The 14,137-nt window shown below is 69.9% G+C and carries 16 protein-coding genes; 9 read left to right on the top strand and 7 right to left on the bottom strand.

What is annotated here, in order from left to right; genetic code table 11:
• Positions 1–13: 13 nt before the first annotated feature.
• Together AR3_RS02015 and AR3_RS02010 are read right to left on the bottom strand one after the other, a co-directional pair.
• Complete coding sequence (locus AR3_RS02015; protein ID WP_067907397.1) at positions 14–826, bottom strand: purine-nucleoside phosphorylase; 813 nt, start codon at positions 824–826, stop codon at positions 14–16.
• 58 nt (positions 827–884) lie between these two features.
• Positions 885–1,337: a gamma-glutamylcyclotransferase family protein gene (locus AR3_RS02010; RefSeq protein ID WP_067907394.1), complete on the bottom strand. Its 453-nt coding sequence runs from the start codon at positions 1,335–1,337 to the stop codon at positions 885–887.
• Positions 1,338–1,418: 81 nt separating this feature from the next.
• On the opposite strand from AR3_RS02010, the gene AR3_RS02005 reads away from it, so the two are divergent.
• On the top strand, positions 1,419–2,804 hold the full coding sequence (locus tag AR3_RS02005; protein ID WP_067907598.1) for an NAD(P)H-quinone dehydrogenase: 1,386 nt from the start codon (positions 1,419–1,421) through the stop codon (positions 2,802–2,804).
• A gap of 141 nt (positions 2,805–2,945) precedes the next feature.
• Here AR3_RS02005 and AR3_RS02000 read toward each other — a convergent pair whose 3' ends face one another.
• The 4 genes from AR3_RS02000 to AR3_RS01985 all read right to left on the bottom strand — a co-directional run bounded on the left by AR3_RS02000 (position 2,946) and on the right by AR3_RS01985 (position 6,960).
• Positions 2,946–3,257 (bottom strand): DUF5313 family protein, encoded by a 312-nt coding sequence (locus AR3_RS02000; RefSeq protein ID WP_067907391.1) that lies wholly within the window; start codon positions 3,255–3,257, stop codon positions 2,946–2,948.
• A 68-nt stretch (positions 3,258–3,325) separates the two neighbouring features.
• Complete coding sequence (locus AR3_RS01995; protein WP_067907388.1) at positions 3,326–4,654, bottom strand: hypothetical protein; 1,329 nt, start codon at positions 4,652–4,654, stop codon at positions 3,326–3,328.
• Between the two features lie 177 nt (positions 4,655–4,831).
• Positions 4,832–6,598 (bottom strand): acetyl/propionyl/methylcrotonyl-CoA carboxylase subunit alpha, encoded by a 1,767-nt coding sequence (locus AR3_RS01990; RefSeq protein ID WP_067907385.1) that lies wholly within the window; start codon positions 6,596–6,598, stop codon positions 4,832–4,834.
• 110 nt (positions 6,599–6,708) lie between these two features.
• The gene (locus AR3_RS01985; RefSeq protein WP_067907382.1) at positions 6,709–6,960 is read right to left on the bottom strand and encodes a type B 50S ribosomal protein L31; all 252 of its coding nucleotides are present in this window, start codon (positions 6,958–6,960) and stop codon (positions 6,709–6,711) included.
• 178 nt (positions 6,961–7,138) lie between these two features.
• On the opposite strand from AR3_RS01985, the gene AR3_RS01980 reads away from it, so the two are divergent.
• The 3 genes from AR3_RS01980 to AR3_RS01970 all read left to right on the top strand — a co-directional run bounded on the left by AR3_RS01980 (position 7,139) and on the right by AR3_RS01970 (position 9,303).
• Positions 7,139–7,666 carry a hypothetical protein gene (locus AR3_RS01980; RefSeq protein WP_067907380.1) on the top strand — a complete coding sequence of 176 codons (528 nt, stop codon included), beginning with the start codon at positions 7,139–7,141 and terminating at the stop codon, positions 7,664–7,666.
• A gap of 108 nt (positions 7,667–7,774) precedes the next feature.
• Positions 7,775–8,980: a Shedu anti-phage system protein SduA domain-containing protein gene (locus tag AR3_RS01975; RefSeq protein ID WP_217998417.1), complete on the top strand. Its 1,206-nt coding sequence runs from the start codon at positions 7,775–7,777 to the stop codon at positions 8,978–8,980.
• The gene (locus tag AR3_RS01970) at positions 8,977–9,303 is read left to right on the top strand and encodes a hypothetical protein (protein ID WP_067907372.1); all 327 of its coding nucleotides are present in this window, start codon (positions 8,977–8,979) and stop codon (positions 9,301–9,303) included. The genes AR3_RS01975 and AR3_RS01970 overlap by 4 nt, the downstream gene beginning before the upstream one ends.
• A gap of 462 nt (positions 9,304–9,765) precedes the next feature.
• On the opposite strand, the gene AR3_RS01965 is transcribed toward AR3_RS01970, so the two are convergent.
• A complete protein-coding gene (locus tag AR3_RS01965) occupies positions 9,766–10,242 on the bottom strand; it encodes a GntR family transcriptional regulator (protein WP_067907369.1) in 477 nt (158 codons plus the stop codon).
• A gap of 384 nt (positions 10,243–10,626) precedes the next feature.
• On the opposite strand from AR3_RS01965, the gene AR3_RS30970 reads away from it, so the two are divergent.
• The 5 genes from AR3_RS30970 to AR3_RS01940 all read left to right on the top strand — a co-directional run bounded on the left by AR3_RS30970 (position 10,627) and on the right by AR3_RS01940 (position 14,034).
• Positions 10,627–10,767 carry a hypothetical protein gene (locus AR3_RS30970; protein ID WP_169803773.1) on the top strand — a complete coding sequence of 47 codons (141 nt, stop codon included), beginning with the start codon at positions 10,627–10,629 and terminating at the stop codon, positions 10,765–10,767.
• A gap of 27 nt (positions 10,768–10,794) precedes the next feature.
• Entirely contained in the window at positions 10,795–11,067 is a 273-nt protein-coding gene (locus AR3_RS01955; protein WP_146150308.1) for a hypothetical protein, read from the top strand.
• A gap of 226 nt (positions 11,068–11,293) precedes the next feature.
• A complete protein-coding gene (locus AR3_RS01950; RefSeq protein WP_067907358.1) occupies positions 11,294–11,563 on the top strand; it encodes a WXG100 family type VII secretion target in 270 nt (89 codons plus the stop codon).
• Positions 11,564–11,639: 76 nt separating this feature from the next.
• Positions 11,640–11,873, top strand: coding sequence for a hypothetical protein (locus AR3_RS01945; RefSeq protein WP_067907354.1), 234 nt, complete (start codon positions 11,640–11,642; stop codon positions 11,871–11,873).
• 22 nt (positions 11,874–11,895) lie between these two features.
• Complete coding sequence (locus AR3_RS01940; RefSeq protein WP_067907351.1) at positions 11,896–14,034, top strand: hypothetical protein; 2,139 nt, start codon at positions 11,896–11,898, stop codon at positions 14,032–14,034.
• Positions 14,035–14,137: the final 103 nt, after the last annotated feature.

Raw genomic sequence — 14,137 nt, 5'->3', positions numbered from 1 at the left:
CTCCCGAGCGCGCTCACAGCTTGGACAGGACGGTCGCCAGCAGCGCGCCCATGCGGGCGGCGGCGTCCCGGCCCGCCGCCAGCACCTCCTCGTGGTCCAGCGGCCCGTCGGTCAGCCCGGCGGCGATGTTGGTGACCAGGGAGATGCCCAGCACCTCCGCGCCGCCCTGGCGCGCCGCGATCGTCTCCAGCACCGTGGACATGCCCACCAGGTCCGCGCCCAGCGTCCGCAGCATGCGGATCTCCGCCGGGGTCTCGTACGTCGGGCCGCGCAGCGCCGCGTACACGCCCTCGCCGAGCGTCGGGTCCACCTCGCGCGCCAGGGCCCGCAGCCGCGGCGAGTACGCCTCGGTCATGTCGAGGAACGTCGCGCCGGTCAGCGGGTTGGCGCCGGTGAGGTTGAGATGGTCGGCGATCAGCACCGGGTCGCCCACCCGCTGGCGCTCGGGACGCAGCCCGCCCGCCGCGTTCGTCAGCACCACCGTGCCGACCCCGGCGGCCAGCGCGGTCCGCACACCGTGCACCACGGGGGCGACGCCGCGCCCCTCGTACAGGTGCGTGCGGCCGAGGAACACCAGGGCGCGGCGCCCGGCGACCTCCACCACCCGGATCCGCCCCGCGTGGCCCTCCACGGCGGGCGGCGCGAACCCGGGCAGCTCGGTCACCGGCAGCTCGGTCGCCGGGTCGCCCAGGGCGTCGGCGGCCGGAACCCAGCCCGAGCCCATCACCAGGGCGACATCGAAGGAGTCCACGGACGTGCGGGCGCGCAGCCGGTCCGCCGCCGCCCGCGCCAGGTCGAACGCGTCGTCGCTAGGGGAAATGCTCACGCGGCGACGCTACCTCGCAGATCAGCCCGCGGGCGACTCGGGCGGCCCGGCGCGGCGATCAGTCGCCGAGGGACTTGCAGGGGCGGGTGCGCAGGTCCTTGACGTAGTCGTCGGGCGCGCCGGCCTTCTCCGCCGCGTCGGCGAGGATGCCGAGGTAGCGGGCGGACGGCAGGCCGCCTTCGTAGTCGTCGAGCACGTAGATCCAGGCGAGCACGTCGCCGTCGAGCGTCTGCACCCGGACCCGGATCTTGCGGTAGACGCCGAGGGCGGCGCCCTCCCAGGCGTCCAGCTCCTTCTCGTCCCAGGACGGCACGTCGTACAGCACGACGAAGACCTGCTCGCCGGGCTCCTCGACCACCGTCGCCAGAGCCCCCTCCCAGCCGACGTCCTGCCCGCCGAACGTCAGCCGCCAGTCGGTCAGCCAGCCGGTGCCGCGCATCGGCGAGTGCGGGGCCCGCTGCGCCATCTGGTCGGGGTCCATGTTGGAGGCGTACGCCGCGTACAGTGCCACGGCAGCCAAGCGTACCCAGGGACGGGCGTTCGTCCCGGGGGCGGGACGGGTCACCGCCCGTTATGCGAAACAATGGGAGACGTGACCCGCATCGTGATCCTCGGTGGAGGCCCCGGCGGCTACGAGGCCGCCCTCGTCGCGGCGCAGCTCGGCGCCGACGTGACCGTGGTGGAGCGCGACGGCCCCGGCGGTGCGTGCGTGCTCACCGACTGCGTGCCGTCCAAGACGCTGATCGCCACCTCGGTCCGCATGGCGGTCATGTCGGAGTCGGCCGACCTGGGCCTGCGCTACAACGGCGGTCCGGACGGGGTCGTCGGCGCGCTGGAGGCCGACATGGCCACCGTCAACAAGCGGGTCAAGGACCTGGCGCGGGCGCAGTCGTTCGACGTGGCCGAGCGGCTCGCCTACGAAGAGGTCAAGATCGTGCGCGGCGAGGGGCGGCTGGTCGAGCCGCACGTCGTCGCGGTCGGCGACCGGCGCATCCGGGCCGACATCATCCTGGTGGCCACCGGCGCCACCCCGCGCGTGCTGCCCGGCGCCGAGCCGGACGGCGAGCGCATCCTCAACTGGCGGCAGCTGTACGACCTGCCCGAGCTGCCCGAGGAGCTGATCGTGGTGGGCTCCGGCGTCACCGGCGTGGAGCTGGCCGGGGCGTACCTGTCGCTGGGGTCGCGGGTCACGCTGGTGTCCTCGCGCGACCGCATCCTGCCCACCGAGGACGCCGACGCCGCGTCCGTGCTGCAGGAGGTGTTCCTGCGGCGCGGCATGAAGGTGATGCCGCGGTCGCGGGCCGCCGGGGTGGAACGGTCCGGCGACGGCGTGATCGTCACCCTGGAGGACGGCCGGAAGGTCGAGGGCTCCCACTGCCTGATGACGGTCGGGATGGTGCCCAACACCCGGGGGATCGGCCTGGAAGAGGTCGGCGTCAAGCTCGACAAGCGCGGGTTCGTCGTCGTCGACAAGGTGTCGCGGACCTCCGTGCCGCACATCTACGCCGCCGGTGACTGCACCGGCGTGCTGATGCTGGCGTCGGTGGCGGGCATGCAGGGCCGCATCGCCATGTGGCACGCGCTCGGCGAGGCCGTCCAGCCGCTCAAGCTGGGATGGGTGGCGTCCAACATCTTCACCGAGCCGGAGGTCGCCTCGGTCGGCGTCACCCAGTCCATGGTCGACTCGGGCGAGGTCAACGCCCGCACGGTGATGCTGCCGCTGTTCAGCAACGCGCGCGCCAAGATGCAGGGCTTCCAGGACGGGTTCGTCAAGCTGTTCTGCCGCCCGTCCACGAGCATCGTGCTCGGCGGCGTGATCGTCGCGCCGCGCGCCAGCGAGCTGATCCTCGGCGTGTCCATGGCCGTCCAGCAGCACCTGACCGTCGACCAGGTCGCGCACACCTTCGCCGTCTACCCGTCGCTGTCGGGCAGCATCACCGAGGCCGCGCGCCGCCTGATGGCCGAACACGCCTTCTGACGCACGCGCCGTCCGGGCGACGCAGCCCAGTCGGCGGGCACGGAGGGCGGCCAAGATCTTCACCGTCCGGGCGTCGGGCCGCGGACGCCGACCGGCGGAGGGCGACCGGTGGACGTCCGCGGCGGACGCCGGGAGCGCGCGTCAGGGCGGCGGCAGGCCGTGCCGCCGCAGCCGCGAGCGGCGCACGTCGTCCGCGGAGATCAGCATGGTGACCGTGCTGGTGAGCAGGGCCAGCAGCCCGGCCGCCGCGCCGATCCACCACGCGCCCGGCAGCAGCAGGAACGCCAGGCAGACCGGCAGCATGACCGCGAGATGGCGGCGCAGCAGCCGGCCCCGCCAGCCCGCGTCGGTGAGGTCGTGCCGCACCCAGTCGCGGTGCTCGTCCGGCAGCCGGAACCCCAGCGCGTAGCGGACCCGCCGCAGCGGACCCGGATCACCCGGCAGCCGTGTCATCGGTCCGGCCCACACAGAGCGGGGCGGGCGCGCCCCCCTCGGGGGCGCGCCCGGACGACGCGACGCGATCAGAAGCCTCCGCCGAAGTCGCCGCCGCCTCCGAAGTCGCCCCCGCCGAAGTCCCAGCCGCCGCCGATGTCGCCGGTGTCGCCGCCGAAGCCGCCCATGTCGCCGGCGCCGACGTCCCCGACGTGGTGGCCGAACCCGCCGGACATCATCGAGCCGAGCATGGTGCCGATCATCATGCCGCTCAGCAGGTCCAGGCCGCCGTACGAGGCGTAGTACCCGCTCGCGTAGGGGGCGTAGGCGGGGCCGGCGTCCCAGTACGGACGGCGGCCGTCGCCGTACGGCACCATCCGCATGTCCGGGATCTCGCCGTTCAGCACCCGCCGCGCGTCCTCCGCGCACGCCGGGACGGAGCGGGCGACGCCGCCGGGCGGGGCCCAGGTGACGTCCTTCACCGACGGCCCGTGCTGCGGGTTGAAGAAGCACGGCGCGCGCCGCTCCGGCACCGGCTCGCCCGCCAGCACGGCCCGCGTGGCGGTCATGTGGTAGCGGCCGTCCTCCAGGGCCTCGGTGACCGCCTGCATGTCCTCCGGACGCGCCGCCCGCTCCGTGGCGGCCTTGGCGCGGTCGTAGGAGTTCATGGCCTTCTCGTAGTGCTCACGGGCCGCGGGGTCGAGGCCGGGGTCCATGACGTTGAGGTCCAGGCGGGCGATGTCCTCGCCGAGCAGCGTGACGTCCTCCTCCACGCCCCGCTTCAGCTCGGCCATCTGGCGGGCCTGCCGCTCGCGGCGCCGCTTGCCGGCGACCAGCAGCGCGCCCGTCACCCCGGCCACCGCGAAGATCAGCACGCCCAGCGTCACGAACGCGCCGATCATGCCGGAGCGGGCCTGCTGGTCGGCCTCGGCCTCGGCCAGATCCGCGAACCTGATCAGACGGGTCTTGATGTCGCCGCCGGCCGTCTGGGCGATGAGCTGGTTGAGCTCCTTGCCGGACAGGTCCTTGGAGATGGCCATCATCTTGCCGTCGGCGGTGATGGCGACGTACGTCTTGCCCTTGTCGACGCGCTGGGCCACCGACTTGAGCATGGGGCCGATCCGCTCCTTGGTCACGCCGCTCTGGACGACCACGGCGCGCACGTCGGCGTCCTCGTTGCGGTCCAGCGCCTGGCGGATGGCGGCCTGGTCGGCGTCCGGAACCGCGGACCGGGCGCCGGTCGTCACGTACAGGCGGGACCCGCTCAGTCCGTTGGCGATCTGTGAGACGTCGTCCGCCTGGGCGGGGGCGGCGAAGCCGAACAGCAGCGCGATCACCGCGGCGGCCACCGCCGCGAGGATGCCGCGGCGGGCGCCTCGCCCGTGGGCCGCGAACCCTCGCCGAAGCTGCGAAGTCATGATGACAGTGTCCCTCCTCAACCTCACCCGGTAGGACGAGCGGGCGACGCGCTCCGTTCCGAATGCGGTGGGCGTTCGATGGTGATGGGCCGAAATGTTCGGGTTCGGCATGGTCCATACCCGGCCGAAACGCGAACACCCCCGCCGGGGCGGGGGTGTCGGCGACGATCCCAGGGCTCAGGAGTCCTTGATCTCGCAGATCACGGCGCCGGAGGCGACGGTCTGCCCGACCTCGGCCGACAGGCCCGTCACGGTGCCCGCCTTGTGCGCGGTCAGCGGCTGCTCCATCTTCATGGCCTCCAGCACCACGACGGTGTCCCCGGCCGCGACGGTCGTCCCCTCCTCGGCGACGACCTTGACGATGGTGCCCTGCATGGGGCTGACCAGCGCGTCCCCGGACGCCTGCGCGGCGGCGCCCTTCTTGGCGGCGCGGCGGCGCACCGGCGTGCTCCCGGCGCCGGCCCGCGAGGAGGCGGCGCCCAGCCCGGCGGGCAGCACGACCTCCAGGCGCTTGCCGCCGACCTCGACGGTGACGCGCTCGCGCTCGTCCGCCTCCGCCGGCTCGGCCGCCGGGCCGTCGTAGGGCGGGATCGTGTTGTCGAACTCGGTCTCGATCCACCGGGTGTGGACGGTGAACGGCTGGTCGTCGTCCGCGGGGACGAACGCGGGGTCCTCCAGCACCGCCCGGTGGAACGGCAGCACGGTCGGCATCCCCTCGACCTGGAACTCCGCCAGCGCCCGCCGGGCCCGCTCGACGGCCTGCCGCCGCGTCGCGCCGGTCACGATCAGCTTGGCGATGAGGGAGTCGAACGCCTGCGGCACCGTCTGGCCCTCGACGTAGCCGGAGTCCACGCGCACGCCCGGCCCGTACGGCGGACGCCACGTCCGCAGGGTGCCGACGGCGGGCAGGAAGTTGCGGCCGGCGTCCTCGGCGTTGATCCGGAACTCGATGGAGTGGCCGCGCAGCGGCGGGTCGTCGTACCCCAGCTCCTCGCCGGCGGCGATGCGCAGCTGCTCCCGAACCAGGTCGATCCCGGCGACCTCCTCGGTCACCGGGTGCTCCACCTGCAGCCGGGTGTTGACCTCCAGGAACGAGATCGTGCCGTCCTGGCCGACCAGGAACTCGCACGTCCCGGCGCCCACGTAGCCGGCCTCCTTGAGGATGGCCTTGGACGACTCGTACAGCACCGCGATCTGCTCGTCGCTCAGGAACGGCGCGGGCGCCTCCTCCACCAGCTTCTGGTGGCGGCGCTGCAGCGAGCAGTCGCGGGTCGACACGACCACCACGTTGCCGTGGCGGTCCGCCAGGCACTGCGTCTCCACGTGCCGGGGCCGGTCCAGGTAGCGCTCGACGAAGCACTCGCCGCGGCCGAACGCCGCCGTGGCCTCGCGCACCGCCGACTCGTACAGTTCGGGGACCTCGTCCAGCGTGCGCGCCACCTTCAGCCCGCGCCCGCCGCCGCCGTACGCCGCCTTGATGGCGATCGGCAGCCCGTGCTCGCGCGCGAACGCCACCACCTCGTCGACGCCGGAGACCGGGTCCTTGGTGCCCGCCACCAGCGGCGCGCCGACCTTCTGCGCGATGTGCCGGGCCTGCACCTTGTCGCCGAGCGCGGTGATCGCGGCGGGCGGCGGACCGATCCAGGTGAGCCCGGCCGCCTCCACGGCCGCGGCGAAGTCCGCGTTCTCCGCCAGGAACCCGTAGCCCGGGTGCACCGCGTCCGCGCCCGCCACGTCGGCGATCTTCAGGATCTTGTCGATGTCCAGGTAGCTGTCGGCGGCCGTCTGCCCGCCCAGGGCATACGCCTCGTCGGCCACCCGAACGTGCAGCGCGTCCAAGTCCGGCTCGGCGTACACCGCCACGCTTGCCAGACCGGCGTCGCGACAGGCGCGCGCGATGCGGACCGCGATCTCACCGCGGTTGGCGATCAGGACCTTGCGCACGTTGGGTCTCCTCCCTCAACCAACGCACGCAGTCTAGATAATCAACCGCCACCACCTTCGTAAGGCCCTCCTGATCAGGGGGGCGGCGAGTGATTTCTAGGGGTGCGGCGTCACCTGGTGCGTGCCCCGTAACGGCGGCGGTATCTCTCCACGGCTCCAGTGGCGTCGAGGATGCGGCCGCGCCCCGTGTAGTAGGGGTGGCTCGCCGAACTGACATCGACGTCCACGAGCGGGAGCACGGTGCCGTCCTCCCGCTGGATCGTCCGGTCGGTGACGACGGCGGACCGTGTGACGAACTCGACACCGGCGCTGCGGTCGCGGAACACGACGGGCCGGTACTCGGGGTGGATCCCCTGCTTCATGGCGACCTCCTGCTACGCTCACCCGGGCGAACACGGTGATAACCGTTTTCATTCCCGTGACGTGGTCGCTCCTTCCAGGGGTGACCACCGAGACGTTCAAGCGACCGTCTTCTCGACTCCCCGGCCGCGTGGCCCGGGTGTATCTTCGCTCTGATTCGGCTGGTTACCCGGGAGTCTGATGGTTCGCCGTCTCGGCCTTGCGGCGGTCGCGCTGGTCGCGTGCGCGACGCTGTCGTCCTCCGCCGTCATCGACGACTCGCCGACCGTGGACGCCGACACCACGCGTCAGCTCACCGTCGCCGCCCGCGCCCTGCTCCAGTACCGCTCCGAGGCGCTCGTCCGGCGCCCCCGCTCCCGCCAGGCCCCCACCGAGGTGCTCGGCGTGCGGATCGCACCCCATCTGGCCCGCCTGCAGGCCCGCGCCGTCCGCGAACTCCAGAACCGCGGCCGCGCCCCGGTCGAGGGCGGCCCCCCGTACACCAGCGCCCGCACCACCCTCGAACCCGAACGCGTCGTCCGCACCGGCGACCGCATCACCTTGGACGCCACCGAGCACACCGAGATCCGCTACGAGACCGGCAAGGTCACCCAGTCCGTCCGCCGCCGCTTCGACTTCACCACCGACGGCGCCCAGATCATCCTCGTGGGCGAGCACGTCCTGGATCCCACGGCCCACCCCCTCAACGACCCCAGCTCCGACCGCTGACCCCCGTCCTCGTTCTCTGCGAACTCCGAACCGTCACGCTCGCCACCTCGTGGCCTGCTCCGGCCAGTGCAAAGTCAATTGTCAGTGCTTGGCTCTAAGGTGGCCCGCGTGGGTTTCCGATCAAGCTTCAGGCTTTTATGCATGGTGAAAGATGCGCGGGAGCTGACTAATCGCCCGCGTGTGCGGGAGCGTATTGATGCGGTTCTGCGCATCATGGAATCTACTGACAAATACGGCAAGGGAAAGCCGCTCGTGGACGCCTTGGAGGATGTTGCCCAGGAAGCGGTCCTCCACGAGGACTTCGATCTTGCCGAGCGCTTCCAGCACTTCGCTTCCTACGCCCGTGGGGACCTGTACCTCGATGTTCTGGAGATTTTCTATGACGAGGAAGCGAGGCAGCGCAGCGAGCGATTCATGAGGAAAATGGCCGCCATGGGGGCCGAGCGGGCGGTCGCCGCGCTCGACGCCCTATGCCGTGACAACCCCGATGCGACCGCTGCCGACGCCCGTGAACTGTTCCGCGGGATAGCCCTATCTGTCGACCACCTGAGCATCGGAGCAGGTGAGGGTGGGACCCGGCTGCGCCACCGGGAATTGAGGACGCTTCAGCAGTTCGGACGCATGGAGTTGGTTCTCAAGAACCTGCCCCGGCCCGCCTCCGCCCAGGCCGCGCGGATGATCGGCGAAGCTGTGGAGGGCGTCGACGCGGGGCTGCTGGCCCAGGTGCTCGAACTGAAGGCCAGGCGTGCTGGCCTCGCGGCCTTGCGCGCTGCGGTGGACGACCCGGACAGCTCCGAAGGTGCGCTGCACGACTGCTTGAAGGGGCAGGAGTGGATTTTCGGTGGAGTCTATGTGGCCGAGCTGTCCCGTCGTCAGTACACGCCGGACACCATCCTCGACATTCCGCTCCTACGCGGGGACGGATCCCTGCACGTTGTCGAACTCAAACGCGCCAATATCAGTGATCTGGTCATCCGGCGCAGCGGCCATCTCATGCCAGGGGCCCCGGTGCATCACGCGGTGTCCCAGGTCCAGAACTACCTGCGGACTCTGGACGAAAACCGCCACACCATCCTCGCGAAGTACGGTGTCGACACCCGCAGGGCCTCGGCGACGGTCGTGATCGGACATCCAAGATACGTGAACCAGAAAATCACACGCCGGGAAGTCACGGAAACGCTGCGTACCTACAATGCGCACCTGGCGCGGATAGAAGTGATCACCTACGAAACGCTTCTGGAGTCAGCCGAACGGATGCTGGCCCTGTCGTCGGCACGGCAAGACTCAGATTCGGAGGAAGAACCCGGAACATGAGCGAGACTCGCACTGCGATCCACCAGCTTCTGGCCCGTCTCTGTGGAGGTGAGGTCACCTCACAGGACTACGTCGGATACTTCCGGAACGAGTACGGGGAAGAGCTCGTCTTCGCCCAGCGTCGGGGCGAGAAGACCGCCCGGCTGTGGCACAGCGACGCGGACTGGCAGATGTTCCGCGTCGGCGACCACTCGATACGCCTCGACGGCCCGTTGGACGGAATGATCACTGTCAGTGACTTGATCATCAATCGTCCGGAGGCTACATGGTTGTCCGCCTGCCTGGCCGCCTCCCGCCACCTGCGCCCCGACCGCGATCGATGAAGGGCTCTCCGCGCGGATATGGGGAGCGGTCTGCTTGACGCATCCCCAGCTGGCCCCTTGGTAGTCCCGCGGTTAGCCGGCTGATAGGTCGTGCCAGCCTTGCCGGTGTGGGGGCGATGCGGGTGTGGGCGGCCTTGCGATCAGGTGAAGACGCACTACCGGCGTGAGTAGGGCGCTCCACGTCAAGGCGCAAGGCGCGTTCTTGTGGGTGAGCGTGTCCCGGGCGCGTGCGGTTCCGTCTCCGGAGGTCCCCCGGTGCGGCGGTTGACGGTCGTGTCGGTCCCGTCGGTTGTGGGGCGGTCGAGCCGTGGTCCCTCTGTCGCATGGTTGTTAGACGGGCCTTGTGGGTGCGGGTGGGGCCTCCTCACGTCGAGGGCGCCGGACCTTATGTGGGCTAGCAAGGCCTGCTTCGTACGACCCGTCCTCTCAACGACCCCCGGTTCGACGGTTGGCTGTCGGTCCTCAGTCCGACTGGTCACCGGGCGGTGCGACGTATGAGCCGCGTTGCGGCACGGTGTAGATGAGCCCTTGCTCACGCAGGTAGGCCACTGCCCTGCGTGCGGTGACACGTGATACGCCGAACTCTTGGCACAGTTGCTTTTCGCTGGGTATCGGCCGTGTCGGCTTCAGCAGACCCGCGTCGATGCGCTTCTTGATGATGCTGGCTATGCGCAGGTACGCGGGCGCCGTGTCGTCCGTCGACCAGGCGGGCGGATCCACGGCGGCCCCGTCCGTCGTCACGAAGCTTCCGCGCTGCGGCGCGGTGTGGACCAAGCCTTGATCTCGCAGCCACGCCACCGCGCGCCGGGCGGTCTCGCGTGCCACCCCGAATTCCTCGACCAGTGCCTGCTCACTGGGGATCCGCTGTCCAGGCCGCAGTTCACCGGACAGGATCCGGCGCCTGATGATCCGGCCGATCTGCTGATAGATCGGCGCCACGAGTTCATGATCAGGCTCCACGTCCACGAACTGTAGACGTATAGATACGTACCTAGACGTATGGGTACGTATTGAATACGTTGAATGACTAGACGTGATTAATACGTATGGCTATCTTGAGACTCCCGAGAGGGCGCCTTGGGGCAAGGGCCTTCGGTGCCGTTCGGTGTCGCGCAAAGGAGAGGCGACATGAGCTTTCGGATCGGAGAGGTGCGTGTTGAACGGAAGAACGTCGGGTGTGAGCTGGATCGCCGGCCGGTCTGGTGGCCGGACGGGGAGAGCGCGGAACTGAGCGAAAACGCTCGGGTGTGGTTCGCGGACGTGATCAAGCGGGCGTACCCGGGCTGGCGCGTCTTCGTCAGCGATCGCGGGCGGTGGTGGGCCATGAGAGGGCCGCTCGACAAGGAGCAGCTGCGGGCCGGATGTCAGGCGTCCCTGGACGCGGACACCCCGGCGCGGCTGTGCGAACTGCTCGCCGTCGAGACCGCACGGGACCGCAAAGTCCTCGGCAGGGGATTCTGGTAGGGGGAAACCGGACAGATGGAGACGAACATGGACGACGAGGATCCGCTGGGGCCGTTGCGGGAACTCGCCGAGGCGCTCGGGAAGTACGGGGTGCCGGCGCGGCTGCGCGACTCCGACCAGGAAGGACGTGTCCTGCGGGCGTCTCATCCGGAGGCGCCGCTCAGCACGGACGTCCATCTTCAAACGATCAACGGAGAGGCATGCTTTCTGTCGGAATGGGGCAGCATCATCTGCTCGGCCGAGAATGTCGCGGAGGCGGTCGCGTACGTCGCCAGGCTGCTCAGCCTGCGGATTTCTTGACGCCCGGTCATCCCGCGCGTCATGATCCGCCCGTGAACCGCCGCTCGATGATCTCCGAGACGCGCGCGACCGGGCGAAACGTTTGACCGGATCCGGCCAGTCGAGCGAGAAGAGAATGCAGTAAAACGGCACGTCCTGCGCGATGCGCCGGTGGCTTCCTGTGATCTGCGAGTCGTAAACTGGCGCCACCCTAGAAAAGCGGGGCAAGCGACGAAAGGGGTCGGGCATGAGCGACAAGCGGGGTGCGAGCATCGGGGCCCTCGAGGAGCTCTCCCGCATGTTCAGCAAGCACTCCAGAAATCTCGACGCCCTGATCAAGGACCTCAACAGCCGCACCGTGAGCAGCACGGAGATCTGGTGGGGGCCCGGTGCCGACCGCTTCCGCAGCGCCTGGGCCGAGGCCAAGGCCGCGTTCGACAAGATGGCGCTCGCGCTGGAGCAGGGCAGCCAGGACATCAAGCGCTCCCAGCAGAACATCGAGGCCGCCACGCGCTGAACGCGCCCAGGGACGCGCGGGCCCCGGCTCACCCCCCCGAGGCCGGGGCTCGCGCCATGCCGGACGGGGAGGTGCCGTGGAAGAACGTCTGCGCCTGCAGCTCATGCTCATGCACGTCCAGACGTTGTCCGACGAGCACTGGCACGTCTTCACCGGACCGCTGCGGGCCATGGGCGACCACGCGTGGGTCGGCGGCGAGTCCGCCAAGGCGTTCGGGCAGGAGCTCGAACGCAGCGACAGGGAGCTCCACGCGCAGCTGCGCAAAGCCCTCGAACTGGTACAGGACAAACTGCGGCGGCCGCCGCTCTGACGAGGGGGAATGTGAGAGGGCCATGGGGGACAACTGGCTCGGGCCCGACACCTGCGGCGTCAAGCTGGCGCAGTTCGACCAGATGACGCGGCAGATGACGCAGGCGGCGACCAGCCTGGAGAAGCTCGCCCACGAACTCTGGCAGTCCCTGCACGGCGCCGGAGTCAGCACCGCCCCGGCGATGGAGATCAAACGGATCGCCGCCTGGGCTGGCAGGGCCGCGGCCGACCTGCGCCGCCGCAACGTCCTGGCGCACAACCTGGACCGAGAGCGGCTCGCCTTCAGGATCGACCGGCAGGACGGCAGCTACCTCACCCTCCCCGACCGCTACACCGACCAGGTCGCCTACGGCGACGGCCGCCGCGTCGCGGGGCTGCTGCGCCGCGCGGCCGACGGCGACGCGGCCGCGAAGGCCGAGCTCAGCCGAGTGAACCCGCAGGACATCACTCCGGCGTTCGCCAAGGCGCTGCTGGAGGCGCTCGGCCCCGAAGGCGTCGTCAGATTGCCAATCGACTTCACGTCCCACCTCGGCGGCGACATCGCCCAGTACCGCGACAGCGTGGACGCGCACGCCCGCGACGTCCGGCACGCCCTCGCCATCCTCGGCCGCAGCCTCGCTCTCGGCACCGACCCCGCCGCACGCAGCGGCTATGTCGGCGACGAGTACCTGAAACAGCTCAACGAGGTGGGCAGCGCGAACTTTCCGCCGCGCAGCAAGCCGCCGTACGGCGTGGTGGGCTACCAGGCGCTGTCCACGCTTCTCGCCGCAGCCGGCGACGCCCGCTTCTCCACGAAATTCATCAGCACCGTGGGCGGCGGCATGATCATTTACGACCGCTCGCACAAGGACCGCCCGTCCACGTGGCCGCTGCCCGACCTCGCCGGCCGCTACCGCCTCGGCAACGCCCTCGACCCCGGGACGACCAAGGTCGTCGGCGGTGAACGCAAGACCGACTACCTCATCCCCCTCCTCAACGCGACCGCGGCCTCGGGACGGGAAGCCGCCCAAGTCCTCCTCGACCAGCGTCTGTACGGGGTCTGGCCGCGTGACGAGCAGGCCGAGAAGACCACGTCCAATCTGGAGTACCTGCTGCGCACCCGCCGCGAGGTCTGGGCTCTGACCGACCGAGGCGACGCCCTGGGCAAAGTCATCAAGACCGCCTCCATCGGCGACGACAAAGACTCCGAACGCATCGCCTTCACCGCCGGGAAGATCCTGAGCGAGGACGCGCGCAAGTACTTCAAGGTCGACCCCGCCACCAAGCAACTGAAGATCGCGGACAAGGAGAAGCTGGACGCGCTGTCCGGCCTGCGCACGCACATGGCGGACGTGCTCGCCCACCACATCACCACGGTGAACAAGGAGTACGGCCTGTTCATCCTCGGCGCCAAGCAGGGCACGACGCCGATGGGGTACGCGGACCTGGACTACCTGCTCCTGGACGTCTCGCGCGACGCGTCCGCCTTCGACAAGCTGCTCAACGCGCAGATCGCGCACGCCCAGGTGGACATCCGCCAAGCCGCCGCGAAAGGCACCAGGATCGCCCTGACCGAGGCGGTCGTGGCCAACGCGCAGGTCTTCGGCCACCTGATCGAGGCCCGCAACCAGACCGTCCTCGCCGAGCATGGCCGCGTCGACGCGGTCAACAAGGAGCTCCAGGACAAGGTGGCCCGCCTCACCGGTCTCGTCGGCGACGCGGGTTCCCTCGCCGTCAGCGCAACCGGAGTCCCGGGGGCCACCCTCGCCTACAACCAGTTGGTGACCCAGCAGCTGGCCAAGGTAGCGGCCCAGGCCTCCAAGCCATTCCAGGAGAAACCCGACAGCGCCGTCAGCCGCCCAACCAACAACGCCGAGGCCATCGAAGGCCTCTTCGGCCAAATGCTTGTCTCCTCCGTCGCGCAGAACCACCGATGGCGGCCAGAGGAGCTAAACGGGCAGCCGTTTGCTGTGCCGGGAAACCCTCCCCGACTGCGTCCGGTGGATTCGCTTGCTCCCGAGCAATATAACGCCCTCAGACGGTGGGCGATTGAAGAATACGATATTGTGCGGGATCTGCAAGACAGGTCTATCACTTCGATGGACAATGGAATACGGCAGGTGGCCGGTCATTATCGCACTGACGACGGTCGATTCAACGTGCACCCTAGCGAGCAGCGGTGAGGTCACTCGTGCGTTATTGGCTGGTCGTTCCGGTCGTCTGCTCGCTTTTGAGCCTAGGAGCCTGTCGTGGAGGCGATGAAGGAGATGGCAAGTCGAGCTCACC

It is taken from the genome of Actinomadura rubrobrunea NBRC 15275, assembly GCF_001552235.1.
Classification (GTDB): Bacteria; Actinomycetota; Actinomycetes; order Streptosporangiales; family Streptosporangiaceae; genus Spirillospora; species Spirillospora viridilutea.
The sequence above is the reverse complement of the archived record's forward strand: the minus strand, read 5'-3'. Positions and strand labels throughout refer to the sequence as shown.